The 26,671-nt window shown below is 36.7% G+C and carries 24 protein-coding genes and 1 other RNA gene; 12 read left to right on the forward strand and 13 right to left on the reverse strand.

The genetic code is table 11. The features are described 5' to 3' along the window. Nucleotides 1-182: 182 nt before the first annotated feature. Nucleotides 183-389, reverse strand: a complete 207-nt coding sequence (locus AC2SLL_RS06760; RefSeq protein ID WP_486530920.1) for a DUF2905 domain-containing protein — start codon at nucleotides 387-389, stop codon at nucleotides 183-185. 414 nt (nucleotides 390-803) lie between these two features. Here AC2SLL_RS06760 and purD point away from each other — a divergent pair, with 414 nt between their 5' ends. Both purD and AC2SLL_RS06770 read left to right on the forward strand, forming a co-directional pair. Next, nucleotides 804-2,084 carry a phosphoribosylamine--glycine ligase gene (gene purD, locus AC2SLL_RS06765; RefSeq protein WP_486530921.1) on the forward strand — a complete coding sequence of 427 codons (1,281 nt, stop codon included), beginning with the start codon at nucleotides 804-806 and terminating at the stop codon, nucleotides 2,082-2,084. A 203-nt stretch (nucleotides 2,085-2,287) separates the two neighbouring features. Beyond that, nucleotides 2,288-3,718 carry an ABC1 kinase family protein gene (locus AC2SLL_RS06770; RefSeq protein WP_486530922.1) on the forward strand — a complete coding sequence of 477 codons (1,431 nt, stop codon included), beginning with the start codon at nucleotides 2,288-2,290 and terminating at the stop codon, nucleotides 3,716-3,718. A gap of 118 nt (nucleotides 3,719-3,836) precedes the next feature. Here AC2SLL_RS06770 and AC2SLL_RS06775 read toward each other — a convergent pair whose 3' ends face one another. Together AC2SLL_RS06775 and AC2SLL_RS06780 are read right to left on the reverse strand one after the other, a co-directional pair. Beyond that, nucleotides 3,837-4,334 carry a GIY-YIG nuclease family protein gene (locus AC2SLL_RS06775; protein ID WP_486530923.1) on the reverse strand — a complete coding sequence of 166 codons (498 nt, stop codon included), beginning with the start codon at nucleotides 4,332-4,334 and terminating at the stop codon, nucleotides 3,837-3,839. A gap of 57 nt (nucleotides 4,335-4,391) precedes the next feature. Next, entirely contained in the window at nucleotides 4,392-5,228 is an 837-nt protein-coding gene (locus AC2SLL_RS06780) for a class I SAM-dependent methyltransferase (protein ID WP_486530924.1), read from the reverse strand. Nucleotides 5,229-5,618: 390 nt separating this feature from the next. On the opposite strand from AC2SLL_RS06780, the gene AC2SLL_RS06785 reads away from it, so the two are divergent. Both AC2SLL_RS06785 and AC2SLL_RS06790 read left to right on the forward strand, forming a co-directional pair. Continuing rightward, nucleotides 5,619-5,810, forward strand: coding sequence for a DNA gyrase inhibitor YacG (locus AC2SLL_RS06785; RefSeq protein ID WP_486530925.1), 192 nt, complete (start codon nucleotides 5,619-5,621; stop codon nucleotides 5,808-5,810). Between the two features lie 41 nt (nucleotides 5,811-5,851). Continuing rightward, nucleotides 5,852-7,039, forward strand: coding sequence for an acetylornithine/succinylornithine family transaminase (locus AC2SLL_RS06790; RefSeq protein ID WP_486530926.1), 1,188 nt, complete (start codon nucleotides 5,852-5,854; stop codon nucleotides 7,037-7,039). Nucleotides 7,040-7,300: 261 nt separating this feature from the next. On the opposite strand, the gene ruvA is transcribed toward AC2SLL_RS06790, so the two are convergent. The 3 genes from ruvA to AC2SLL_RS06805 form a co-directional block, all read right to left on the reverse strand. Then, nucleotides 7,301-7,939: a Holliday junction branch migration protein RuvA gene (gene ruvA, locus AC2SLL_RS06795; protein WP_486530927.1), complete on the reverse strand. Its 639-nt coding sequence runs from the start codon at nucleotides 7,937-7,939 to the stop codon at nucleotides 7,301-7,303. A gap of 276 nt (nucleotides 7,940-8,215) precedes the next feature. Then, nucleotides 8,216-8,704, reverse strand: coding sequence for a hypothetical protein (locus tag AC2SLL_RS06800; RefSeq protein ID WP_486530928.1), 489 nt, complete (start codon nucleotides 8,702-8,704; stop codon nucleotides 8,216-8,218). Nucleotides 8,705-8,846: 142 nt separating this feature from the next. After that, a complete protein-coding gene (locus AC2SLL_RS06805) occupies nucleotides 8,847-10,052 on the reverse strand; it encodes a phosphoglycerate kinase (RefSeq protein WP_486530929.1) in 1,206 nt (401 codons plus the stop codon). A 546-nt stretch (nucleotides 10,053-10,598) separates the two neighbouring features. Between AC2SLL_RS06805 and AC2SLL_RS06810 the strand changes: the two genes are divergently transcribed. Next, entirely contained in the window at nucleotides 10,599-10,928 is a 330-nt protein-coding gene (locus tag AC2SLL_RS06810) for a TraR/DksA family transcriptional regulator (RefSeq protein ID WP_486530930.1), read from the forward strand. 116 nt (nucleotides 10,929-11,044) lie between these two features. Here AC2SLL_RS06810 and AC2SLL_RS06815 read toward each other — a convergent pair whose 3' ends face one another. Then, nucleotides 11,045-12,067 (reverse strand): serine hydrolase, encoded by a 1,023-nt coding sequence (locus AC2SLL_RS06815; RefSeq protein WP_486530931.1) that lies wholly within the window; start codon nucleotides 12,065-12,067, stop codon nucleotides 11,045-11,047. 372 nt (nucleotides 12,068-12,439) lie between these two features. Between AC2SLL_RS06815 and AC2SLL_RS06820 the strand changes: the two genes are divergently transcribed. The 3 genes from AC2SLL_RS06820 to AC2SLL_RS06830 all read left to right on the forward strand — a co-directional run bounded on the left by AC2SLL_RS06820 (nucleotide 12,440) and on the right by AC2SLL_RS06830 (nucleotide 16,728). Next, a complete protein-coding gene (locus tag AC2SLL_RS06820) occupies nucleotides 12,440-13,075 on the forward strand; it encodes a response regulator (protein WP_486530932.1) in 636 nt (211 codons plus the stop codon). Between the two features lie 115 nt (nucleotides 13,076-13,190). Then, nucleotides 13,191-14,921 (forward strand): sensor histidine kinase, encoded by a 1,731-nt coding sequence (locus AC2SLL_RS06825; RefSeq protein WP_486530933.1) that lies wholly within the window; start codon nucleotides 13,191-13,193, stop codon nucleotides 14,919-14,921. Between the two features lie 88 nt (nucleotides 14,922-15,009). Further along, nucleotides 15,010-16,728: a sigma 54-interacting transcriptional regulator gene (locus tag AC2SLL_RS06830; protein ID WP_486530934.1), complete on the forward strand. Its 1,719-nt coding sequence runs from the start codon at nucleotides 15,010-15,012 to the stop codon at nucleotides 16,726-16,728. Nucleotides 16,729-16,748: 20 nt separating this feature from the next. Here AC2SLL_RS06830 and AC2SLL_RS06835 read toward each other — a convergent pair whose 3' ends face one another. Beyond that, on the reverse strand, nucleotides 16,749-18,344 hold the full coding sequence (locus tag AC2SLL_RS06835; protein ID WP_486530935.1) for a S41 family peptidase: 1,596 nt from the start codon (nucleotides 18,342-18,344) through the stop codon (nucleotides 16,749-16,751). Nucleotides 18,345-18,469: 125 nt separating this feature from the next. Continuing rightward, complete coding sequence (gene gpmI, locus AC2SLL_RS06840) at nucleotides 18,470-20,065, reverse strand: 2,3-bisphosphoglycerate-independent phosphoglycerate mutase (protein WP_486530950.1); 1,596 nt, start codon at nucleotides 20,063-20,065, stop codon at nucleotides 18,470-18,472. A 540-nt stretch (nucleotides 20,066-20,605) separates the two neighbouring features. On the opposite strand from gpmI, the gene ssrS reads away from it, so the two are divergent. Further along, a non-coding RNA gene (gene ssrS / locus AC2SLL_RS06845) (6S RNA) lies at nucleotides 20,606-20,800 on the forward strand. 231 nt (nucleotides 20,801-21,031) lie between these two features. On the opposite strand, the gene AC2SLL_RS06850 is transcribed toward ssrS, so the two are convergent. After that, the gene (locus AC2SLL_RS06850; RefSeq protein WP_486530936.1) at nucleotides 21,032-21,667 is read right to left on the reverse strand and encodes an FxsA family protein; all 636 of its coding nucleotides are present in this window, start codon (nucleotides 21,665-21,667) and stop codon (nucleotides 21,032-21,034) included. A gap of 239 nt (nucleotides 21,668-21,906) precedes the next feature. Between AC2SLL_RS06850 and ruvC the strand changes: the two genes are divergently transcribed. Next, entirely contained in the window at nucleotides 21,907-22,491 is a 585-nt protein-coding gene (ruvC, locus tag AC2SLL_RS06855; protein ID WP_486530937.1) for a crossover junction endodeoxyribonuclease RuvC, read from the forward strand. Between the two features lie 8 nt (nucleotides 22,492-22,499). Here the strand turns inward: ruvC and AC2SLL_RS06860 are convergent, their stop codons facing one another. The 3 genes from AC2SLL_RS06860 to AC2SLL_RS06870 form a co-directional block, all read right to left on the reverse strand. Next, nucleotides 22,500-23,330 (reverse strand): META domain-containing protein, encoded by an 831-nt coding sequence (locus tag AC2SLL_RS06860; RefSeq protein WP_486530938.1) that lies wholly within the window; start codon nucleotides 23,328-23,330, stop codon nucleotides 22,500-22,502. Nucleotides 23,331-23,402: 72 nt separating this feature from the next. Continuing rightward, nucleotides 23,403-24,038 (reverse strand): glutathione S-transferase family protein, encoded by a 636-nt coding sequence (locus AC2SLL_RS06865; protein WP_486530939.1) that lies wholly within the window; start codon nucleotides 24,036-24,038, stop codon nucleotides 23,403-23,405. A gap of 341 nt (nucleotides 24,039-24,379) precedes the next feature. Then, entirely contained in the window at nucleotides 24,380-25,021 is a 642-nt protein-coding gene (locus AC2SLL_RS06870; protein ID WP_486530940.1) for a peroxiredoxin, read from the reverse strand. A 271-nt stretch (nucleotides 25,022-25,292) separates the two neighbouring features. Here AC2SLL_RS06870 and AC2SLL_RS06875 point away from each other — a divergent pair, with 271 nt between their 5' ends. Both AC2SLL_RS06875 and AC2SLL_RS06880 read left to right on the forward strand, forming a co-directional pair. Further along, on the forward strand, nucleotides 25,293-25,811 hold the full coding sequence (locus AC2SLL_RS06875; RefSeq protein ID WP_486530417.1) for a helix-turn-helix domain-containing protein: 519 nt from the start codon (nucleotides 25,293-25,295) through the stop codon (nucleotides 25,809-25,811). After that, nucleotides 25,799-26,638 (forward strand): IS3 family transposase, encoded by an 840-nt coding sequence (locus tag AC2SLL_RS06880; RefSeq protein WP_486530951.1) that lies wholly within the window; start codon nucleotides 25,799-25,801, stop codon nucleotides 26,636-26,638. Before AC2SLL_RS06875 ends, AC2SLL_RS06880 begins: the two co-directional genes overlap by 13 nt. Nucleotides 26,639-26,671: the final 33 nt, after the last annotated feature.

Consider the following 26,671-nt stretch of genomic DNA (forward strand, 5'->3'; position numbering starts at 1 on the left):
ATAATCTCATGCCATTGTGGAATATAAGTGAAGCATAGAGAGTTATAATTAGGACAAATTCAAGGCTTGCTCTTATATCAATATGCATACGCTTTATTCATCATAGCCTTAGCTATACCTCCGGCAGATATCATTGATAAAGGATAAATAGTTAGTGGATTTAGGAAGCTTTAGGACTTGGGTTAACGATTGAATAAATTAAGCAGTACACTTAGAACGATGCTCACGACGATCATAGTCACAATTGGAAAGTATATTCGGGTATTACCTGTTTCATAACGAATATCTCCCGGTAACTTACCAAACCAAGATAGAGCACTTGGAAACATTGTCCAAATAATGCCAATAACAATTAGAAAAATACCAATAGCGATTAAAACCTTGGGCACAGTTTTCTCCTTTAATATTGTATTTAATGTCAGTGTGACGATGGTTGTGCGCATTTTTATAATCTTGTCTTTATAATTCTTGAATCGACAACATGTATTCAATAGTTGACCATATAATATGCTGGCTATTGAAAAAAACTCAATATTATTTATGTGACGTCTTTTAAATAAATTAAATGTTAATTTTAAATAACAGAGTAAGAAAACTGCCCCTGTTGGGGATATTTTGATAAAATGGCTGAATTTCTGTTTAAATATGGATAGCGGTTAGACTTTAGTGGCTACTAAAGCCACTGACTATTTAAAACAATAAGCCATTTAGAACTAAGGCTAATGCTCCATTTAACGATATATTCGATTCAATGACCTATTATACATCAACCACATAAAACATTAAGCTAACAAAGGATATCTATGAATATTTTAATTATTGGTTCAGGGGGTCGTGAGCATGCTTTAGCATGGCAATGCGCTAAAGATGCACACGTCGATACAGTATATGTTGCCAATGGCAATGCTGGTACTGAGCAAGAACCAAAATGCCAAAATATTGACCTTGATACCACCAAACATGATGAGATAATCAGATTTTGTCAAGAAAACACCATCGAGTTGATAATTGTCGGCCCTGAAGCGCCCTTAGTAGCAGGATTAGTTGATGACTGCACCAAAGCAAACATTGCCACATGGGGTCCAACGGCGTATTGTGCACAACTAGAAGGTTCAAAGACCTTTGCTAAAGAATTCATGCAAGCTAATAATATTCCTACTGCTAAATACCAAGCCTTTACCGATATTGAAGCCGCAAAAGCCTATGTTACTAAAAATGGGGCACCTATTGTAGTAAAAGCTGATGGCTTAGCGGCTGGAAAAGGAGTTATTGTAGCCGAAACAATTGAGCAGGCACATAGCGCTATTGAAGATATGTTGGGTGATAATAAGTTCGGAAAGGCAGGTAACCGTGTCGTTATTGAACAGTTCTTACAGGGTGAAGAAGCCAGCTTCATCTGTATGATTGATGGAGAGAATATCTTACCTATGGCGACTAGCCAAGACCATAAGCGAATTGGCGAAGGCGATACTGGCCCAAATACTGGCGGTATGGGCGCTTATTCCCCTGCCCCAGTAGTTACTGACGAAGTACATGAAAAAGTAATGACGCAAGTGATTGAGCCAGTCGTTCAAGCAATGAAAAATGCAGGTCATCCTTATACTGGATTTTTGTATGCTGGTCTTATGATTGATGAAAATAATGACCCGTATGTTATTGAGTTTAATTGTCGCTTTGGTGACCCTGAAACTCAGCCCATTATGATGCGCCTTCAATCTTCATTGGTTCAACTTATTCAAAAAGGTATTGAGGGTAAGTTACCGAATAAGGCAGAATGGGATAGCCGTGCTGCATTGGGTATTGTTCTCGCTTCAAAAGGATATCCAGAAAGTTCATCAAAAGGTGATGTCATCACAGGCTTACCGTCTTTAGACAACAATAATAGCGTCAAAGTATTTCATGCTGGCACTAAATATGAAGAGGATCATGTGATAACTAATGGAGGACGTGTACTGTGCGTCACTGCTTTAGGCGATTCAATTTCACAGGCACAGCAAGCTGCTCTACAAGGTGCTGCTGCTATTAGTTTTGAGGGGGCACACTATCGTCGTGATATCGGTTATAGAGCCATAAAACGAGACTAATAACACTCACATTACTCACTCTTTTGCATACTGTCGCTAAGGTGGTATGCTAGTTCCAAACATCGTCATAACGATAAAGTGAAAGCAAACTCAATTAAATGTGGATATAATGAGGTTGATGAATTTAAATAAATTTGGTATCACTCATCGCCTTATCGACATACCTTCAACCCACACTGTATTAATTTTATTATGGGTTATTCATGGCTAATTCAGCACCTCCAAGCTCAACTCAACACTCAAACCTTGACGCCCTTAATAATGAGATAAATGAGCTAAAAACATCTCGTTTTGATCGTCGTTTATCTATTGCCAAAACATCATTGAACATTGGTAGACGTTGGGCTGGTAATAGCTTTAGTGGTCTATTTTTAAGTAAAGAAGCAAAAGCATCTCGTAATCAAGAGTTTATGAAGGATCAAGCGGAATACTTAGCTCAGGAACTGGGTAAGCTCAAGGGCTCAGTAGTTAAGATTGGTCAAATGCTTGCCTTATATGGTGAGCACTTTTTACATCCAGAGATTACCAAAGCTTTACATAATCTTAATGACAGTACTGCCAGTTTATCGTGGCCTATTGTAGAGCAAGCTCTTAAATCTCAGTTAGGTAATGCGCTAAATGATCTAGAAGTCAATCGCACCCCAATCGGAACAGCATCATTAGCGCAAGTACACCGTGCTACCATCAAGTCTACCCAGCAACAAGTGGTGTTAAAGATCCAGTATCCCGGTGTTGCTGATGCTATTGACTCAGACTTAAGTCTCTTTAAACGGCTATTAACTGTTACAAATGCAGTGCCTCAGACCAAAGCACTTGATGCTTGGTTTATTGAAATTAGAGACCTTTTAAAAGTCGAGGTTGATTACATTACCGAGGCAGCAACTACGCAACGGTTTTATGAACGCCTTAAAGATGATGAGCGTTATATCGTTCCTGAAGTGATAGAGAACTATTCTAATGATAAAATCCTGTGTTTAAGCTTTGAGGATGGTGTGCCAGTTACAGATGCTAACCTGCAAAGTTTATCGCAAACCCGACGTGATAGGTTAGGTAAAGCAGCAATTGATATCATGCTGAACGAAATTTTCATTTGGGGAGAAATGCAGACGGATCCGAACTTTGGTAATTATTTAATTCGCTCAGAGCCTACAGATAAGCCAGACGGCCAAGACAAGTTAGTTTTATTAGATTTTGGTGCAATGCGCCAGTTTGATAATCAAATGCTTACCATTGCACGCAATCTAATGATAGCAGGTTATCACTATGACAAGCAGAGAATGATTGACTCTATGACAGGCTATGGGTTTTTCGATACGATGAGCAATGATGTTAAATCTAATGTGGCAGACATATTCTTACTAGCGACAGAACCATTCAGAGCACCTACTCTACTAGATAATACCGCTAATGACCATGTTACTGATAAGGGTTACTATCACTGGGCAGCCAGTGACTTGCATAAAAGGCTAATAGAAAGCTCTGGTAGTGCCATACAGTCACGCGAGTTTAGTCTCCCACCAAAAGAGTTTATGTTTATAAGTCGCAAGTTTATTGGTGCCTATACTTTCTTGACTGTTCTTGATGCGCGAACCAAATCTCAAGATTTAATTAGTAAATTTGTACCCAGTGAGTAGTCAAGTGTTTTGATATCTGGGTATCTGAAGGTCAATATACCATCCAAAGTTGAGGATTTACCTAGAAAAAACCTATATTTTATCCATGAGTTGTGGATATAAACACTTTAGGAATCGCTTAATCCGCCACCTTCATCAGATGTCCTATACATTGACAATCAGAGCTTCCAACTTTTTCAAAGGGTAAGTAGCCTGTATCTATAAACGCTTGAGCAAGCTCACACTCTAGCACGTTTTCAGTCATATCTTGTTTGGTATCATTAGAATTAAAAGGTTTACTTTCAATTATCCAGCAACCTAATACTGTCATTTCTGCTCTCACATAATCAATATGCCAACGTTTCTTTTTATAGTCACTTCTATTAAAATGACGTCCAATACGTGCTGCTAATCCGCCTGCACCCTTTGCACTACCAATATAAAAATAAAAACCGGACTCAAAATATATCGCACCAAGCGCACCTACATCGATTGATTTTGCGCTATCTAATTCTAGCTTTAATGCATATACACCTGATTTGTTGGGTAATAGGCTTGAGTCATCAATCCACTCCACCCTATTTAAACCTTTTTTTTGAGCTATTAAATCAGACACTTTATGAGGTAAAACTTCCATTTACGTATCCAGAATATTATTTTTGGGCGCAGACAACATTCAGACCTCAATGAATGTTCAAACTACCTGCGATAAATCTCTCAAATAATGAGAATACCAGCCATCAAATCTAGTTCTATAGTACTCAGGTTTTATCATTTGGATTTCCCAGCATGTTTCATTTCGAGCTAAATATTTAATTTCAAAATGAGTTCTTGCACTGTGTTTAGGGATTTTAAATTTTGTTGTATCAAGTTGCCAGGTATCACAGGACTGTTTATAAGCATTTTCAATATAACTTTCAATATTACTTGCCAATATAACTTTACCATTCGGCTTTAGACGTGATAATAAAAACTCAAAAAACGGCATATTTAACCACTGCTGATTGGCGTTTTTAGGCTCCGGATTTGGATAGAGAAGAAAAAATGTATCGATACTCATTGGCGCAAAGGCAAATACAGAATACGGTATGGCATCAGCATGCACTGGCAATAAATTGTCTTGAATATCATCTTTTTGTTTTAAAGCCTGCGTAGTCGCTGAAAACACAGAAAACTTATTCAAAGTACGTTCAATCGCTATAATATCATGGTCAGGATTCTGTTTTGCATAAAGACATGCGTGCATTCCCTTGCCAGCACCAATCTCAACAATTAAAGGTCTCATTTTGTTGAGTCGCTCTGTGCTATATGTCTCAGTGCTATCTGAATCATTAATAAGTGACCCAGCATCAATAAGTGTCCCAACATCATCATTAATAGTAACGATGTGTCCTTGGCGCTGCCCGATAAACTTAGGGAGTTTAAAGTCACGTGGCTCTCTTAATTTATCTGGTTTAAAAACTCTACAATTATTATGGGTAAGAGAGTCCTGAAGACCTGCTTGTAAACTCGAGGGTATTGAAAGTTGCATAAAATATTTATCTATTAATTAAATGGGTAGAATAGTTAGTGCAAATAATATATAACGTTACTTATTGGCTTATGATCTTATTCATTTATAATATTAGTAAATGAGTTGATGTAGACGCACGTTTTACTATGATATATTGACACTACTGCGTATAGATATAGAGACTGTATATCTGACTTTTAATTTTAAATTGAAAAATCATATATGCAGGAAACTCATGTTAATAACTAAAAATATTCAGCGCTACCTTCTCTGCATATCTTTTTTAATGTCTGCGTAAATGTAATCTAATTGCAATCCAATCTCAACTGTTAAATCACTCTAAGATTAGCCAGCGTTATTCATTATATCAGTCAATTAAACTCACTTAATTTTAATAATTTGTTATGTATGCAAAATAATAATATTTCTACCACTAAAACGTATCCCTGCCCGCAATGTCAAAAACCCACGATATGGGATAATAATGACTATAAGCCATTTTGTAGTAAGCGATGTAAACTGATTGACTTGGGTGCGTGGGCAAATGAAGATTATCGTGTCCCCGCTCACAACGATCCATTTACCAATGAGCTTGAGTAATGTAAATTGTTTAATAATTTGTATATAACATTAGGATAATCATGCCAACATCACATTCATATATCATGCCAACCTATAGTCCACAACCCATAAGTTTTTCACATGGGCAGGGAAGCTGGCTATATACAGCAAATAACACTGCATATTTAGATGCATTAACTGGTATTGCTGTTTGTGGCTTAGGTCATTGCCATCCAGCGGTTACTGAAGCCATAACTCAACAGGCTTCTACCCTTGTTCATACGAGCAATCTTTTCAAGATCGAATGGCAAGAAAAAGCAGCAGAAGCCCTTTGCAGAGCTGCGGGTATGGACAGCGTTTTTTTTGCAAACAGTGGTGCAGAAGCCAATGAGGCAGCACTTAAAATGGCACGATTATACGGATATAACAAAGGTTATAAAAAGCCAAAGGTTATTGTAATGGAACGCTCCTTCCACGGTCGTACCTTACTTTCTGTCTCTGCCACTGCAAATCCAAAAGCAAGAGAAGGCTTTTATACTTTAGACGATGACTTTATTCGTGTTCCATTTGGTGATGTGCAGGCAATCAACAAAGCAGCGGCAGAGCATAATGAAATTACTGCTGTTTTACTAGAGCCAATTCAGGGCGAGGGTGGGCTTAATACGCCCTCAGAAGGTTTCGTATATTTGGAACGGGTTCAAGATATTTGCAATAATAACGATTGGTTATTTATGCTAGATGAAGTGCAAACCGGCAATGGACGTACTGGTAAGTTTTTTGCTTTCCAATACAGTAATGCTCAGCCTGACGTCTTAACTACCGCTAAAGGGCTTGGCAATGGATTCCCTATTGGGGCTTGTATGGTTAGTGGCAAAGCCACTGGCTTATTTAAAGTAGGTAACCATGGATCAACCTATGGAGGAAGCCCGCTGGGTAGCCGTGTCGTACATACTGTGTATGATGTCTTACGCAACACAGATATTATGAATAACGCTACTACCGAAGGTAATTATATTCAGTCATCTGTCCAGCAAGAGTTAGGTTGCTACGATGTATCAACGCGCGGTTACGGCATGATGATTGGTGTGGTTTTACCTAGTCATGTAGACTGTAGCTCACTGGTTGATGATGCCCGCGAGAAGGAAAAACTTATATTAAACCTTACTGGGACTCATGTCATTCGATTGCTACCCCCTCTAAATTTATCACGTAATGAGAGCGAGCAACTTCTTGATAAGTTAATCAGAGTTATTAAGACCAGATTATAAATTTCTCTATACAAAAACTAAAGCTTCATTCAGAAATGTGAATTTAGGCTTTAGTTTTTTTTGGTTTTAGGGTTATTTGCTAAGAAGTTATTTGCTAAGAAGTTATATGCTAAGAAATAGTTAAGCGAGAGTACAGGTGCTTACGACCCTGTATTGAGTAATTTATACTGACACCTTTATACTGATACCTTTATACTGCGTAGTTGCTCTAAGCTATGGTTAATTATTAATATAACTATTATAATTAATAGCTAAACATCATTAATAGCTGGATAATTGTTGCAACGTTAATTTAAGTAGTGTTTGCGTGTCCAGTATCATATCTTCATTACCTGACTCTCTGGCAGCCCTCATGGCACTTTGCGCTTCTTTTTCACGATATCCCAAACTAATTAAAGCAGACTCAACTTCGGCTAATACAACGCCTTCAGTATCTGTTGGTGAAGGTCCAGAATGAGTCAATGAGCCGTCTAAAGAAAGCAAGCTATCGCTAATAATACCGTCAAACTTACCTTTTAGTTCTATTAATAAACGCTGTGCTGTCTTTTTTCCAATACCTGGAACTTTAATAAGTGCCAACTCATTACCTGATTCAACGCAATGTTTAAGGTCACTAATTGACAGTGAAGACATCATTGCTAATGCCATTTTTGCGCCAACCCCATTAATACGTATTAATTGACGAAAAACATCACGTTCACTTTTATCTAAAAAGCCATAAAGAAGTTGGGCGTCCTCACGCACCTGTAAGTGCGTCCATAAACTGACAGTCGACTCTAATCTAAGTTGACAAAATGCTGGTAAAGGCAACTCAACCTCATACCCTACCCCAGCCGCAGTCATTATACATGTTACTGGTGCAGAAAGATGACACACTCTACCTTCAATAATTCCGATCATAGTTATCTTTTAATGTGTAAGTTTAGTTTGTTAAAGTATAACAAACATTCGTATTTATGCTGTAATAATTAAGAATTTATCTATTCACTAAATAAACGCTTAAAAATGAGATAACTAATATTACTTTCAGCAATAAATAACTAGATAGAACAAAGTTGGTAAGTTAAGCATGAATTTGAAATATGCAAAAATAAAAAAACCCTAACATAGGTTAGGGTTCTTTATATCCAGCATTATATCAACAAAAAATTAAAGCCGAACTATGACGATTTAATATTAATACTGTTGGTCTTCAGAGACAGCTTCAGAAACTTTTGGATCAGCTTGTAAATCTACATTATCTTTGGTGTTATTTGCAATATTTTTAGCGCCATCGGCAACCGCACTTGCACTGTCTCCAACGGCATTGGCAGTACCTTCGACTGCTTTATTAGCACCTTCTGCAACTGCTTCACCAGCATTTATGGCTGCACCAGATACAACAGCACCTGCTGTCTTAGCACCATCTATAGCAGACTCTCCAACATTTTTAGCCGCATTACTAGCATCAGCAGCCACATTTTCAGTGGCCGTTGCCGCGTCTCCAGCCGCATTAGCTAAATTATCCACAGCTTTATCTGCATTTTCAGCAATATCATTGCCTGCATTTTCGGCCGCTTCTTCAACAGCTCCTTTATCGGCAGCTTCTTCAGTTTGCTGGCTACAGCCAGTTACTGCGAAAGTACCTGCAATTAAACTTGCTACTAAAATGTTACGCTTCAACATATTTTTTCCTTACATATAAAGATAATTAACAACGATTGAATTCTATAAATAAACATTTATAAAAACAAGTAACTAATTGAAAGTTTAGGTTAAGTTATATTACAGAACGAGTTAATAATTATTAAATTTATATAGTTATCAATTACTTATAATTACTTACAAGGGCAGCAACTGCAGGTAAAGTTTTGCCTTCCACAAACTCCAAAAATGCACCACCGCCTGTAGACATATAACTTACCCCATATTCTACATTGAATTTATGAATGGCTGCTAGGGTGTCCCCACCACCAGCAATCGAGAAGGCCTCACTTGCTTTAATCGCTTCTCCCAATTTACGAGTTCCCTCACTAAATGCCTCTACTTCAAATACACCTAACGGGCCATTCCATAATATGGTTGCTGCGTTTTTAACCGAATCAAAAATATGATCAGCACTATCAGCGGCGATATCTAAAATCATTTCATTATTCCTAATCTCAGATACGCGTCTTTTCAAAGGTGTTGCAGACTCTAAGGATCCTATAAAATCATCAAAATTAATTTGAGACTTATCCGCTACTATCACATACTCAGGAAGCAATACTTCAGTTTGGTTCATAATTTGCTTGGCAGTATCAATCATATCAGGCTCATACAATGAAGCGCCTACTGAATGACCTTTAGCCGCAATAAAAGTATTGGCTATACCACCACCCACAATTATTTGGTCGCAAATTTTAGCCAAGCTAATTAATACATCAAGTTTAGTAGATACTTTTGAACCACCAACAATAGCGACTAATGGCTTTTTTGGTTGATGTAATGCTTTTTCAAGCGCAACCAGTTCATTTGTCAGCAGTGGCCCAGCGCACACCTTCTTTCCGTCTTGTGCTGCAGCACTAATAACGCCTTCAGTAGAAGACTGAGCCCTATGAGCTGTGCCAAAGGCATCCATCACAAAGACATCACAAAGTCTAGCATAACTTTGGGATAATTTTTCGCAGTTTTTCTTTTCGCCTTTATTGAAACGAACATTTTCCAACAATACAACATTACCGACTTTTACATTAACCCGCTCATTTAAATAATCGTTATTTAATTCCACTTGCTTACCAAGCTTTTCAGATAAGTATTCCGCAACAGGCTTTAAAGAGTACTGCTCTTCATACTCGCCTTCTGTAGGTCTTCCTAAATGAGAGCAAACAATGACAGCCGCTCCTTTTTCTAGCGCCAGTCGAAGAGTGGGTAAACTTGATTGCAAGCGTGCATCATTAGTGATTTTGCCATTTTGAATAGGCACGTTGAGATCTTCACGAATCAAAACTGTTTTACCCTTTAGATCTTCATCTTTCATTGTGGCAAACTTCATGATTATATCCTCTAATATTTATCATTGTTAAAAGGAAGTAATATGTAACTAAATACGTCAAATTTTAGCATATTAGACAACGGACAATCTAAATTTCCAACCTTTAGAGCCATTCAGTTGTTTTTATAATAATTAGTAAACTCGGTATTACCTTATTAAATACTGTATTACTAATAAATATAGCTTCATATTTACTAAAGGCGTTATTACCCGATAAAAAGCCTTATCTAAATCTGCTACCTTTTAATTAAAGGCTATAAAGTTAGAAATAAAGGAATTTAAAGCACAATGCTAAATGTTATATATCCTTTAAGATAACCACTTTTATGTGTAAGTATATTTATTTTCAGTTTATCGCTTAACTTTTTATGACTGTCTATCTTTTTAGGAGCGTATATAAAGCAAATTAAAATGAATAAATAAGCTATTCAAATAGTGGCACCTGAACAGCTATATTCCTTAATAAATGTTATCATTGTATTAAATACATTTAGCCTCTTATACCCTTTCTCTTTAATATGAGAGTTTTGATTTTGGAGAGTTACCATGAACAGAGATTTTACTGAGATTAAACAACAACTTTTAACACTTAAAGATGAGTATAGTACTCGAATTGCTAAAATTGAGGATCATATTCATAACCCGCAAGATGAATTAAATGAACATTGGGATGACCAAGCAGTATCCATGCGCGATAATGAAATGCGCAAGACTTTGTTGCTAGAGGCCAAACATGGCTTAACTTATGTCAACGCAGCTTTAAGCCGTATAGAGAGTGGTAATTATGGCGAATGTGAGGTATGCGGTGAAGAGATTGAAGACCAGAGACTAAAGGCCGTGCCTTATGCAACGTTATGCATTAAGCATGCCTCCTAAGTTTTAATGTTTTAAAAATAGTTGTATACAAAAAAAGATTGTTACTAGAACAATCTTTTTTGTATACAACTTCTTAATAAATAAGCAAAAAACCTATTGTTCAAAATACAACACGTTTAAATAGATCGACGTGAAGCCAAACCATTTAAAATGGTCTCTGCATCATTCCAACGAGTAGAAGACGAGTTAGCCCCTAAAATAACAATGACTGCTGGACGATTATTCACACGTGTTTCCATAACGACACATCTGCCCGCCTCGTTAATGAAACCTGTTTTTGAGATACCTATTGGATAGCTGCCACTGCGCACTAAATAACTTGTATTACGTGCCGGATAAGTACGATTACCTGCAGAGTAATTTGCTACAAAAAAATCGTAATCTTTGGTGGTAGAAAACCTGCGAATAACTTCGTAATCACCAGCTGCTTTAACCATCTTAACTAAGTCAATGGGAGAGGCAACATTACGTTTATCAAGACCTGTTGGATCACCAAAAAATGCACTACTCATCCCTAACGATTGAGCCTTACGGTTCATAGCACGCATAAAGGCATCGTACCCACCTGGATAATTACGAGCAAGAGACTTAGCCGCTGGGTTCTCAGATTTCATCAGTGTCATTAATAATAACTCTGCACGATTCATCCTATCGCCAGACTTCAGTCTTGAACTAGCACGTTTAGGACCAACGAAATCAATAGGCTTTAAAATAATCTCTTCCCGCATATCTAGACCAGCGTCTAAAACTACCATGGCAGTCATTAACTTAGTAATTGAAGCAATAGGTCTGGCAATATTAGCATTTTTAGAATATAAAGGCTTGTTGGTTTCAACATCCATGACTAAAACACCACTTGACCTAGTAGAAATAGGTAGGGTGTCATAATAGCTTGAACTTGAACCATAATGATTAGGAGTGAATGATGGTGTGCTACCATACGAACTCTTCTTATTAGAATACATTATAGTTCGCGCTTGGGATAAGCCATCGGCCCCACCCCAACTGATTTTAGCTGCGCCATCTTTACCCTGTTCAGAAATAGTCAGAGCCGCATTGGACAAAGATGATACCGAACCTAACCCTATAATAATAGATGAAAAAATGAGGGTGTTTTTAAATGATATTTTTAAGTTCATGAGGCATCCCGATAGAAGCGTTAAAATTAAATCTTAGAAAAATAAATACGTTTGAAACAGTTCCCATACCTATAGATTACTCGTTATCATCAAAAAAAAAAGAAACTATCAGTTTTATATACATAATTATTTAGATTTAACATGTGTAAAACTGGTGATGAATAACACTCAAAACTATAAATAACGTATTAATAATGAAATATAGCGTAACTTGTTTTATATTTATAATATCATCATTGAGTCTTATCGTTAAGTAAATAATTATAAGTCGTTAAGGATACTAAGGTATATTGTCAATTAACAACATAAGGTTTACGATACCGTAACAAATTCGAGGTTTATTAATTTTTAGACAAGTCTGGATAAATACATATGATTAAAGTATTAGTTGTCGATGATCATGACTTAGTTAGAATGGGTATCAGTCGCATGTTAGCTGATGATACTGACATTGAAGTCATTGGTGAAGCAGATAGTGGTGAGCAGGCAATTAAAATGGTCAAATCTACGATCCCAGATGTGATATTGCTTGATGTAAACATGCCCAATATAGGTGGTGTTGAAACAACCAAGCGGATAAGACACTTTAATAACTCGGTTAAAATTCTTGCAGTAAGCAGTGTATCGACTCAACCTTATCCCTCGATGTTATTAAAAGCAGGTGTTAATGGTTACATTACTAAAGGCACACCGCTTGAAGATATGATAAAGGCAATAAAAAAACTATATCAAGGTGGAAAGTACTTTAGTAGTGATGTTGCTGAACAATTAGCAGATATGTTATTAACCGATAAAGAAGAATCTCCTTTCGAACGATTAAGTGAACGTGAAAAGCAAGTTGCGATGATGGTGGTGAACTGTCAAAGTCCACAACAAATAGCTGATCAACTATTTGTCAGCGTAAAAACAGTAAATACTTATCGCTACCGTATTTTTGAGAAAGTAGGCGTTGATAGTGATGTGAAATTAACGCATCTTGCTATGCGCCATGGGTTAATTACGCCATAATTTTAGCTCAGTACAACAAATACTGATTTATTTTTCAGCACTCAATTGTTTATATTTTTTAGTATCTCCAAGATTCCCCTCTTTTAAGATTAGTCAACAAAACTGGAATATTTTAATGCTAAATGGGTTCATCGATAAGTTAAAAAAGGAGCATAATCAAACTCAATTGCCTCTTCTTCAGCTCCGAAAAATGGGACTCATTTACAATACCTACCGTGTCATCATTAGTTTGTTCCTTTTTTTATCTAGTTATGCACTCACTTTTAATAAAATCACAGTAGCGTCAACCATAAACCTACCTTCCTTTTTGCAACAAATAACCCTTTTGTTTTACTGTTTTTTTAGCCTCTTATTATTGACTTTATATTACTTTATACCTCGACAGATAGTGAGACAACTGGGGATTGGTTTAACTTTTGATGTCATTATCATCAGCCTACTTTTATATACTACTGGTGCCCCTGACATACAGCTCATTATGTTATATCTGGTAGTTGTTAGTGCCAGTTTTATAATTCTTCCTCCTTATCAGTCAGTCATCATTACATTAATGGCTATTATATTTGTTATTTATCAAAATTTTTTATATGCCATTACCAATACAATGGGGTTAACTGATATAGGAGATGCTTTATTAATATCATTAACTTTTGTAGCCGTTGGGTATTTGAGTTGGTTTGTATCGCAGCGTTTAGCACGTATAGAAAAAATTGCTAATGAACAAGCTACAGAGGTTGCTAAGCTGAACATTATTAACAGGCAAGTGATCAGTAATATGACACATGGGGTTATGGTATTTAATAAGAATCTAATCCTGCAACTTACAAATAGGTCCACATTAACTCTATTAAATTTAAATTTACCCAAGGATATCGTCAGGAAACTTAATAACGATAAATACTCAGCCTTTGTTTTTATGCAGCAGATTAATCTGCAGCATCCAAAACTACTTGAATGGCTGACAAAAGTAACCCAAAAAACTCAGGCTACTTTTAATTATGAACTTTCGCAGAATACTTTAAAAACTTCACAACTTCGCTTTACCACAACGCCTTTAGAAGAAGGAAGCTTGTTGGTAATTATCGAAGATATACATCGTGAACAAACAAACGCCCAACAATTAAAACTTGCATCTCTTGGTCAATTGACAGCCAGCATTGCTCATGAAATTCGTAATCCTTTAGCGGCGATATCTCAGGCGAGCCAATTGCTCATTGAAGATGCTGAGACACTTAATGAGCACCAAGAGAACATAAATTTTGACGCAAATATCGACAGAAAATTAGCCACTCATATGCTCGATGAATCAGATATAGAATTATATAGAATGATTTATAATCAAACCAAACGGGTTAATCAAATCATTGAAGATGTTCTTAAACTATCGAAGCAAGATAAACCCGATCAAATAACATTTATGCTATCAAACTGGTTAGAAGAATTTGTTCAAGACAACTTTGACAGTAAGGACGTTGTAATCACTACTTCATGTGATCAAAAGGTTAACTTCGATAAACGTCAATTAGAGCAAATTTTAGTAAATTTAATCAATAATGGCCTACGTTTTAGCCGAAAAATTGATTCCAGTGCTCATATTAAAATTGAAACCGATTACAATGACAACGATGTTATAATCGATATCATAGATAGTGGAGAAGGCGTCGCTGAAAGTGACCAACTTGACTTATTCAATCCTTTCTTTACGACAGATTCTGATGGTACTGGCTTGGGATTATATCTATCTCAGTCTTTCGCTTTAGCTAATAATTCTAGACTCGTTTATGTGCAAGATCATCCTGATACCTGTTTTAGGTTACTAATACCTAGGGTTATAGAAGACGAATGACATAAATTATAATGTCCAATATATCAGTACTACCACGCTGGACTTAAGCTAAACACCCAGCCCCTTTTATTTTTATGTGAGCCGCAATATGACTAATACTGCTTTAATAGTTGATGATGAAGTAGATTTATGCCGTTTAATGCAAATTACTCTCAGAAAAATGAATATTGATGCAGATGTAGCATATAACTTATCTTCAGCTCGTCGTTTGTTAGCAGATAAAAAATATGATTTTTGTTTAACAGACTTGAGACTTCCTGATGGCTCAGGTATTGACTTGGTTAAAGAGCTAAATCAACAAGGGAGCAAAATGCCCATTGCAGTTATAACAGCGCATGGGAACATGGATTTAGCCATTGAAGCATTAAAATATGGTGCTTTTGACTTTGTCAACAAACCTTTAGAGCTGCCAAGGCTTAGGCAGTTGGTGGGGCAAACGCTAAAAGTAGCACTTGATAATAATGATTTATCTTTAAAGACCACTGATGAGATTGATTTTACCCAACAACTTCTAGACAAAAGGCTAATTGGCCAATCAATTGTGATGAAAAACTTGAAAAAAACAATTGTTAAACTCGCTCGTTCTCAAGCTCCTGTATTTCTATGGGGTAAGTCAGGAACTGGGAAGGAAGTGGTGGCTCAATTAATTCATGATCTAAGCCCTCGACGTGAAGGCAATTTTGTTCCAATTAATTGCGGGGCTATTCCTTCAGAGCTGATGGAATCGGAGTTTTTTGGACATAAAAAAGGCAGTTTTACTGGGGCGAATTCTGATAAAAAAGGGCTATTTCAACAAGCAGATGGTGGTACCTTATTTCTAGATGAAGTAGCTGACCTACCGCTTTCCATGCAAGTAAAACTATTGCGCGCTATTCAAGAGAAGAATGTGCGAGCCATTGGTGACACTCAGGAGAACCCTGTTGATGTAAGAATATTATCTGCAACGCATAAAAACTTAGATCAATTGGTCCAAGAAGGGAAGTTTCGTCAGGATCTTTATTATAGAATTAATGTTATTGAGTTAAAACTGCCAACACTTAATGAGCGTAAAGAGGATATTAAAGAATTAGCAAACTTCTTTTTAGACGAGATAGCTAATGAGTGGAAGATACAAGATAAATTTAGTTTAAGCGATCAGGCCATCAATTCTCTTACAAAAATCCAATACGACGGAAATGTGCGTCAATTGCGCAACATTCTCGAACGTGCGGTTACTTTAACAGACTCCAATTTAATTAAAGCTGAGCATTTAGGCTTATCACCTTCTAAAAAGAGCCATTCATTATCTAAATTCCTAACTCAACAATCTAATGAGTTAGATAATCCCGCCCCAGAAGTTACATCTCGTCCTAAATCAAATAACAAATCAAGCCAAGGCACATCTACATTGCCAAAATTTGCACCTAATTTAGCAGTTAAAGAAAGTAATAATAAATTCAGCGGTATTTCATACAGCTCGGGTATATCATTTTCAAAGAGTCTTAAAAATAGAGTATTGAATATTAATAGTAAATCCTCAGCTCAAAACCCTGACAATAAGCTGAATCTATCAAATAATAAAAAAGATCAAGTGATTAATCACGAATCATCCAGCTCTATTGATAATCACTCTTTTGCTGAACTGCCAGAGGATGGTCTCGAGTCTTATCTACTTAATAAAGAACGTGAACTTATTATTATCGCTCTAAACCAAACCAACTGGAATAAAACTAAGGCGGCAGAGCTTCTTAAAACCTCATTTAGATCGCTACGTTATAGAATGCAAAAGTTAAAAATTGACGAATCTAGGGATGGCAATATCGATTAGTCCAGTATGTTATAAATGAATCAATAGTCATTAGCTATTGAAATAGGGCCCTTATTATCATCAAATTTTATTCCTATAGGACGTTCTGAAGATAATATAATAGAAATGGCCTGATCCATCCAATCCTGCCCATTACTCACTAAAGTAATATCTGGCTGGACACCAAATCCATCAATAATACCACCAGTGGCACTACGGTATTCAGCAACTGTCAACTTCAATCCCCCGCCCGACTTTAAAGGAACAACCTCTTGGACGGTTCCTTTACCAAAACTTCGTTCACCAATAATCTTTGCGAGCTTATTGGTTTGTAAGCTGCTTGATAATACTTCTGCTGCTGAGGCTGTATATTTATTTTGCAAGATAACTATAGGAAGATCTGATAAAAAAGGAGTACCCCTTGCGCTAATAACCTGATTATTGTTAGCACGATTTCTAACTTGAATCAAATTTTTATCCCCCACAAACAAACTTGCAATATCAATAGCCGAGGACAATACACCACCTGGATTATTACGCACATCTATGATCACACCAGTGATAGGTACTCCTTTCTCACGGAGGGCATCAATGAGTTGTGTTCTAGAGCTATTTTGAAATATAGGCAATTTGACGATAGCTATACCATTTTTGATATCGACAGTAAGCTTATTAATTTGAGATAAGTTACGCTGCAAAACGATATCCCTCTTAATACCCTGATCGTCAACTACCGTGACTGGAACTTGAGAACCTGCAACACCCGCTAGCAATTGCTCAATATCTTGAGAACGCATGTCTTCAGTCAGCTTAACTTCCTTGATACGCAACAATTTCTGCCCTATTTTAAGACCAGATTCTTTAGCTGATGATCTCGGTAACACTTTGTCTATAACCCAAACTTTATTTAAAGTATCAAACTTGGCGCTCAAGCCAACTTGTCCAATTTCTCCATCAGTAAAGCTACGCAACTTTTCAAACTTTGCAGGGGTCAGATATTCAGCATGAGGATCAAGCTTCTCCAGCATACCTCGGATAGCATGTTGAAATAAAGCTTCATCGTTTACGGGTTTGAAATAATCGTGACGAATAATGTCTATTATCTCAACAAAGGTTGCAATTGTTTTTGGTGATATTGCATTGAGAGGAACAGCATCTGGTGTTAGTTTTAATTGAGAGACTTTCAACTGATCTCTTTGCGTTTCTGACTTCTGCTTATCTAGTTTCTGATCATCTAATTCTAGATAATCATTTGACCTATCATCTTGTAGTATATGAGTATCTATAGGTTCTTCAGAACTGAATGCATCCTCATCAACTACTGCATCTATATCATCACATGACTCATCACAAGAAACATCAGCGTCAGAGGTAATAGTTGAAATTGGTAATAAATCAGGCACTCTTGGTTCTATCAATGAAGACGGAGCAGCAGCATGTGCGGACATTGCTGCTGCGCATCCTGATCCTAAACATATGAAAGTAGAAACCGCTATAACTTTAGATAGCTGTTTTAGAGTAAACAAAACAACTGCTTTAGTGGTGTGTAGATCAATGGTAGTTTTATTGTATGAGACTAAAGTTGACGGAGTCCCATTGAGTAAATTATGTTTAAAATAAAACTGATTTTTGCTCATAATAGACTCATAACGAAAATGATCGAAAATAACATCTAGATCTAGAATAACGTTTAATTTTTAAAATCAGAATACTTAAACAAAGCCTATTAGCTTATAAAAAAAGCTATTCCTAAGATAAGATTCTAGTAACAAGACTCAAGTAAATTGATGCCTGTCATTTCACTCGGCACATCAAGCCCCATTAAATCAAGGATAGTAGGCGCAATGTCACTCAGTTTACCACCTTCTCGGATCCTTACTGGTTTGTTACCCACATAAATCAATGGCACTAATTCAGTAGTATGCTGGGTATGCACTTGACCACTTTCATAGTCTTGCATTTGTTCGCAATTGCCATGATCGGCTGTAATCAATAAATGACCACCAGACTTAACAACCGCTTCAGCAACTTTGCCAACAGCCTCATCAAGCGCCTCGACAGCCTTAACTGCTGCTTCAAATATGCCTGTATGACCTACCATATCGCCATTGGCATAGTTAACAATGATCGCATCATACTGTCCTGAATTAATAGCTTCAACAAGCTTATGGGTAACTTCTGGCGCACTCATTTCAGGTTTCAAATCATAGGTATTAACATCAGGTGAAGGTATTAAAATACGTGTTTCGCCCTCGTACTCTTCTTCCCTACCCCCACTAAAAAAGAAAGTCACGTGAGCATATTTTTCAGTCTCAGCAATACGCAGTTGGGTTTTGTGGTTGTTTTGAAGATATTCACCGAAGGTATTATGTAGTGCCGTTGGTTTGTAAGCTATTGATGTTTTTGGGTGTTTAGCCAATTCATCAGAATAGTGAGTCATCATGACAAAGGCTGATAATAGAGGCTGTTTTTTTCGTGCAAATCCAGCAAACTCATGATCAGGTAAAACGAATGCTTGACTCAATTCACGCGCCCTATCGGCTCGAAAGTTCATGAATATAACCGCATCATTATCGTCAATTGTAATGGGTGTCTCTCCATGTTCAATGACGGTTGTGGGGCTAACAAATTCATCTGTTTCACGCGATTTATAAGCAGCCTGTACTGCCCCATCTGCACGGGTGGCCATGCGATCCCCTTTACCTAGAGTCAATAAGTTATAAGCCTGTTCCACTCTATCCCAACGATTATCTCTATCCATCGCAAAATAGCGACCGATAATGCTCGCTATTTGAACATGACTATCATAATAGCTATTTAACTCTATGAGGTAATCTCTTAACCGCTTCACATATTTATCAGCAGACTTAGGCGGTGTATCACGTCCATCTAAGAAACAATGAACAAATACCCCTTTAGCACCATGAATGACAGCTGAATGGCACATAGCTTCAATATGATCTTGATGTGCATGAACCCCACCATCAGATAGAAGACCCATAATATGTACATTACCATCCACGTTTTTTGCCGCTTCAATGGCCTCTTTAAATACTGGGTTTTTGTAAAAATCACGATTTTTAATATCACGAGAAATGCGAGTGGAGTCTTGAAAGAGTACACGCCCTGCACCAAGATTCATGTGACCTACTTCAGAATTACCAAATTGACCCTCTGGCAATCCAACATCTTCACTAGACGCTGAGATCAGACCGTGTGGATACTTTTGATAAATTCGGTCTAGATTTGGGGTGTTTGCTGCAGCAACTGCGTTATCTCGCTCATCCTCCCGATGTCCAAAACCATCTAAAATCATTAATACGTGTGGAATCTTCTTATTTTGATCTGCATCTGCCATTAACTTACTCTCCAGTGACTCTTTAAGATTCATGTTAAGATTCATGTTAGAATTTTCGTTTTATATTTAGTTAGTAGCGCCAGAACAACAATTAAATGTATGATAAGATTATAACTTAGATAAACTTCTATTAAATGCTAATAGCTTTGACAATCATAGTCGATGCGATATTGGTAAATCATCAAGCATTTCAAATAGTACCTTTCTAATAAGCAACTTTTAACCTCTTTTAAAACAGCATACTAGCGCTTTTAGTAAGCTTAAAGCAGTTAAGTTAATCGATAAGCATTAAGTCTCAATGTTGTCCTTCATATTCTATCAAAGGATGTTTTGCATAGCTTAAACGTATCAATCTCTCAAAATTTTAGAGGGTAAAACATACATATAAGATTTAAAATAATGCAAGCAATTCTATCATATAAGCCAGTTTTTAGTTAATTTTTATGGTTAAAGTCAATAAGCGTATGATATACAAGTATCTAAACTCTCTATGAATTTTTAATTTTATTTGCAAATTTCTTAAGTATCAGATACCATAAATGGTATCTGAAGTGTTCGCCAGTGGATGTTATTCCCTGAGCCGATAATGCTATAAATGGATACGCTACCTATTGTCTTCATGCGTATACCTGCACTGTTTACAGTGTTTCAGGAAACCTACGGAGGCAATGACGTGTCCGCCCTGAACTTCACGGTTCATGGGTACCCATCTTACAGCGGCACTTCGGTCTTACTTTTTTATTATCTTTTAGTTGACCTACTTTTATTTCATGATAATAGTTATTATTAATAACAATATTACTGCAAATAAAACTACCTCATCAATCTACTTATCCTAGTCATTCAATACTTTCAGCTAATAATTTATTTTCTTGTCGCTAGATTGTATAACTGAGTTAGATCATATAAAAGAAGCCCTTTCAATATTGAAAGGGCTTCTTTTATTCTAAAAAAACCTTTCAGCAACTACTCATCATTAGCGGGCTTCTGGATTTTTTTAACATCTTTGACCACTGTTTTTGCAGTCCCATCTACCGTCGTACTTTGCTTGAACACACTCCCAAATGGGCTTTTAGATCCAGATTTATTACCAAATGGAGTCTGTTCTCCAAAAGGATTAGGATTCGCTTTACTAAAAGGGTTTTGTGAATGATTACCCGCATTATTCATACCGCCAAAGGGGCTCTGCCCACCCATTTGTTTTGCCATCATCTCCATCATTTTTTGCTGATTATTCATGACATAGTTATTTGCCATGTCTTTCAACTTTTTCTGTATCGGAGGCAAAATTACTAAAAGTGCCAACATGTCTGACAGTAATCCTGGGATTAACAACAAAATACCAGCCACAGCCATCGCTATGGTTTTCATCAATGTCTGCTCTGGTGGGCGCATTGCCGGATTCATCATGCCACCAGTCTTCATTTGCTGAGCCATTGGATTGAGTGTCGTCATGCCACGGCGAAGCAAAGAGATACCAATAACTGCGGCTACAATAAACCATATAAATACCCACCAGCCACTAATAAATTGGGCAACTAAGTACCATAAAAGCATTTCAATAATAAACCATACAATGGCAATGCCAACAACTGCACCCATAACTTATATCCCTGTTCTATCTTTAAAAATTTAAATAATTTGATTTGTGCCTATGTATATGGGGATAGCTTGCTATACTATCAAATCATATGATCAAATTTTATAAATATAAACTTTTTAAATTTATTCTTAATATCATTAAATAAAATTTATAAGCCTTATGAAAGGGCTTTGTGAAAATGTGTGCATGATAAGTATTCACTTTACATTAGTACAAATTACATTGGTACGAAATAGATATGGCAATTATTATTGGAATAGATCCGGGTTCACGCATGACGGGTTATGGCATCATTCATCAAAAGGGCGATACACTACGCTACCTTGATTCAGGAACAATACGTACTGAGACTAAAGAGATGCCAGAACGTTTAAAGCGTATTTTCAATGGCATTGTACGCATTACCGAACACCACCTTAAATATACAGACGAATCTATTAACACAGCTGTTGAAAAAGTATTTATGGCAGATAACCCCGACTCTGCGCTAAAGCTTGGCCAAGCTCGTGGAGCAGCTATCGCTGCATTAGTATCACTAGATTTAGAAGTATCTGAATATACCGCTAGACAAATCAAGCAAGCTGTTTGTGGCTATGGTGCCGCTGACAAACAACAAGTTCAGGAGATGGTTTGCCGCATTTTAAAATTGGATATTACCCCACAAGCAGATGCTGCAGATGGACTTGCTTGCGCTATTTGTCACGCTCACTCTAGTCACTCAATGAATAAACTACTGACAGGATCGACCATACGCAGTCGTAGTTCTTCCAAAAAGAAAGGGCGTTGGCGTTTAAATGAAGAAGACTTAATTAATCTACGTTAATACTTCAATTATTCAACGAGTCCACTTTCTACAACCCTATCAAAAACATATACACTCTGCTTTCCTTTAACGTCAACCGGATCAATAGTAAAACGTTTTAGCCGTAATATCTGATCAAGAGTGTTATTGTGAGTATAGCCCTCGATTTTTCTGTTAAATAAACGCCACTTACCTTGCGTTGTTTTAATACCTTGTTGGTTATAAACAATAGGTCTAACCTTTAGGCATGTCTGAGTAGTATTACTAGGACACGGCTGTGTTTGAGAGGCAATCTGCCAATATACAATTTCTGGCTTTACCCCATATTTAGCCTCTGGGGTTAATACACCTTTCCAAACTAAAACAGATCCATTATTGGTTATTTGAGTTAGCAGAGGCACGTCATTAGCCGTGAGGGTTAACTGACTTGCTCCATACATAGACTTTGCCAATATGTTTTCAGCTGCATCAATATCAGTTTCACATAACATTTGAGTGCTTATAACCTCACTTATCGTTAACTCATTATCTTTCAGCGTATAGTGACCACTCATCGAATTACAACCAACGCCAAAATTAACATTGCGTTGGCTATCATTAACATTGAAGCTTAATTCAACCTTATCTTTAATATTTACCAGCTTAGTCAAATTATTTTTATTGCTATCAATTGCGCTTACCAATTGCCATCTATAATTCGATAAGCCTTTATTGCTAATGATAGCTTTAGTCTCAGCACTGTTTTTAATATTAGGTGAAGTATAAGCATTATGATCGGTCATTGTGTTATTAGATTGACACCCAATGAGGATAAAAGCACTCATCATCGCAGATAGTGGCAGAGTTCGAAGCAGTAACATTGATTCTCCTTATAAGGATAAATTCATTAAAACAGGTAAATACGCAGAGTTGCATATACTTTGTTCTTAATTTTAAGCGGTTTTTTTAAACCCAAATCGCTCATTCATAGCTTTATAGAAACGAGAAATACCCTCGCCGTGTGCGTTAGGATCAACCTTTAATAAACGCCCAAAATCTAATGCAATATATAGAACTATATCGGCATAAGTTAGTTGGTTATTGACTAAATAATTATTTTGTTTTAGTACGTTGTCAAAGTATGGAAGAGCTTTAATGCCTCGCTCAACTGACTTAATTGCAAACTCAGGTACTTGGTCAACTCGTGCAGCTTTTGAAGGATGGCTATGCTGAAATGCGAGCATATAGTTGTATAATACCTCAAGCTCAGCAATTCGGCGCATCGAGCATACTTGTGCTCTTTGCACAACATCATTCCCCATTACCGAACGCTCCCCATAGACTCGATCTAAGTATTCACAGATTGCTTGTGAGTCATTTAGCACCGTGCCATCATCTAAAACTAAGACAGGTAGTAGTTTCAACGGATTAATTTTTGCAAACTCTTCTGTTAATTGCTCGTCTTTAGACATATCAATGTCAATAACTTCTAAGTCATCCAAATTGTCGATATCAATGCCCTTTGACTGCATCAAAATAACAACTTTACGTGGGTTTGGCGCTTTCCTTGCTAAATATAATTTTTTCATAACTAATTCCTTTAGTTGTCTAACCGCTAATGTTCTTAAACATATTTTTCTCAATGATAAGACTTTATAGGTCATTACCTATACATCATTTTTATAATATCAAATTGAGCAGAAATTGCGATATAAAGTTTTGTTCTGCCATAGTGTCATTGTTTTTTTATTAGTTAAATAAAAATACCCTTTTACTTATCTATTATACATCTATACATCTTAAAATTATCGTGAATTGACGGATATAAAAAAGCCTTACAACGAATGTTGTAAGGCTTTAAATCATTTGGCTAAGGCATATATATTTACAATAGCCAACGGGTTAATTTAGCAAGTTGATACATCTAGCCTTATCTATTAGGCTGGGGTGTGGTACGTAAATACGGCTTTATTTCAGTAAAACCTTTGGGATAGTTTTTTTCTGAAATATCTTCAGTTTTAATGCTTGGTGGAATAATAACATCGTCTCCATCTTTCCAATCTACTGGTGTGGCAATATTATATTCATCAGACAGTTGGATGGCATCGATAACTCGGATGATTTCATCAAAGTTACGACCAGTACTAGCAGGATACGTTAAGATCAAACGAATTTTTTTAGCTGGATCAATCAAAAATACGCTACGAACAGTATGTGTTGATGCTACATTGGGGTGGATCATATCATATAATTCAGCAACTTTCTTTTCAGGATCAGCAACAATTGGAAAGTTCATTTGACTACCCTGAGTTTCGCTAATATCACTTGCCCATGCTTTATGATCTTCTAAACTATCTACTGAGATACAAAGCGGCTTGACATTGCGTTTTTGAAACTCGCCATTTAAGGCAGCTGCACGGCCAAGTTCAGTTGTACATACCGGTGTAAAATCTGCTGGATGAGAAAAGAATACTACCCAGTTATCGCCTGCCCACTCATAAAAATTAATATCCCCATCTGTGGTTTGAGCGTCAAAGTTTGGAGCAGTATCGCCTAAACGTAAATGTGCCATAGTTTTTATTCCTTATTTAATTTATGATTTTATTACTGTTTTTGATTATTAGATACACATCACTGTGCGGTCAACTTAAATCTCGCACTCTTAGTTCACTCACTTATAGTTATACTAACAAAACAATTCTTTTTAGACCATGGGCAAATGTAAATATAATATGACTTATAGCATTTTCATGATGAATCTAATACAAAAAGTATCTCACATAAAAAGAGCCTCATTTTTGAACTGACCCCCAAAAGTTGGACACAACTTATGGGGTATTTTTATGCGTTACAATCTAGATTTTAAGATCAAAGTCATAGGATACTATAAGCAAGGACATACCGGTCATGCCACAGCAAAGAAGTTTAAAGTGAATCCAAGATTTGTAAGTAAATGGGTCAAGCAATATCAAAGCGGTGGTATAAAGGCTATTAAGCCAAAGACAAGCAAAGCCAAATACAGTAGTGAGTTTAAACTTAACGTACTAACAACGATGCTTACCCAAGGCCTAAGTCAATTGGAAGTTGCTCTAAGGTATAACATCAGCTCACCAGCTTTAATCAGCCAGTGGCACAAAGCTTATCGACTACAGGGTATGTCTGGACTCATATCTAAACGTAAAGGTAGAGCGGCCATGAGCAAACCATTTATCACAGACAAACCAGATGATGAAAAGATATTAGCAGAGCTGAAACGTGAGAATGAATATCTTCGTGCGGAGAATGCCTACCTAAAAAAGCTCGATGCCTTGCTCAGGGAGAGGGAACAAGCCGAGACAAAGCAAGGCTCATCGAAGGACTAAGGGATAAATATTGCATATCAGCTTTACTTAAGATAGCTGATATGCCTAAAAGTGTCTTTTATTACCATAGGTGTCAGTTTGATGCTGAAGACAAATACGCTGATTTAAAGCAGCGTATCATCGAGCTATATTACCAACATAAAGGTCGGTATGGCTATCGTAGAATCACAGCCGCATTAAAGCAGTTAGGCATGCATCATAACCATAAGCTTATTGCCAAGCTTATGAAGCAGTTAAATCTTAATGCGAAGATCAGAAGAAAGAAGTATCGATCCTATAAAGGTCAACAGGGAAAAATAGCAAAGAACTATTTAAAGCGTCGCTTCCATGCTGGTAAACCCAATAAACGCTGGTTAACAGACATTACTGAGTTTAAGGTGGGTGACAATAAATTATATCTATCTCCGATTCTTGATTGCTATAATAATGAAATAGTCAGTTATACCTTATCTAAAAGACCAACCTATGATGTGGTAAGTAAAATGCTAGATTTTGCGCTAGATAAGACGAAAACAAGTCGTCATAAAAAGTTAATGCTTCACTCTGATCAAGGCTGGCATTATCAAATGAAGCCTTTTAGAAAGACGCTTAAAAAGCATAAGATAAGACAAAGCATGAGTAGAAAAGGCAACTGCATAGATAATGCGTTAATGGAGAGCTTCTTTGGCACACTGAAGTGTGAGACCATCTATATTGAAAAGCCTAAAACTATTGATGAACTAGAAAAGCAAATTCATGAGTACATTCATTATTACAATCATGAGCGTATTCAGCTTAAACTTAAAGGACTGAGTCCTGTGAAGTACAGAATTCAGTCCTTGAGATAGACTTAAACCGTCCAACTTTTGGGGGTCAGTTCA

It is taken from the genome of Psychrobacter sp. CX97, assembly GCF_057396285.1.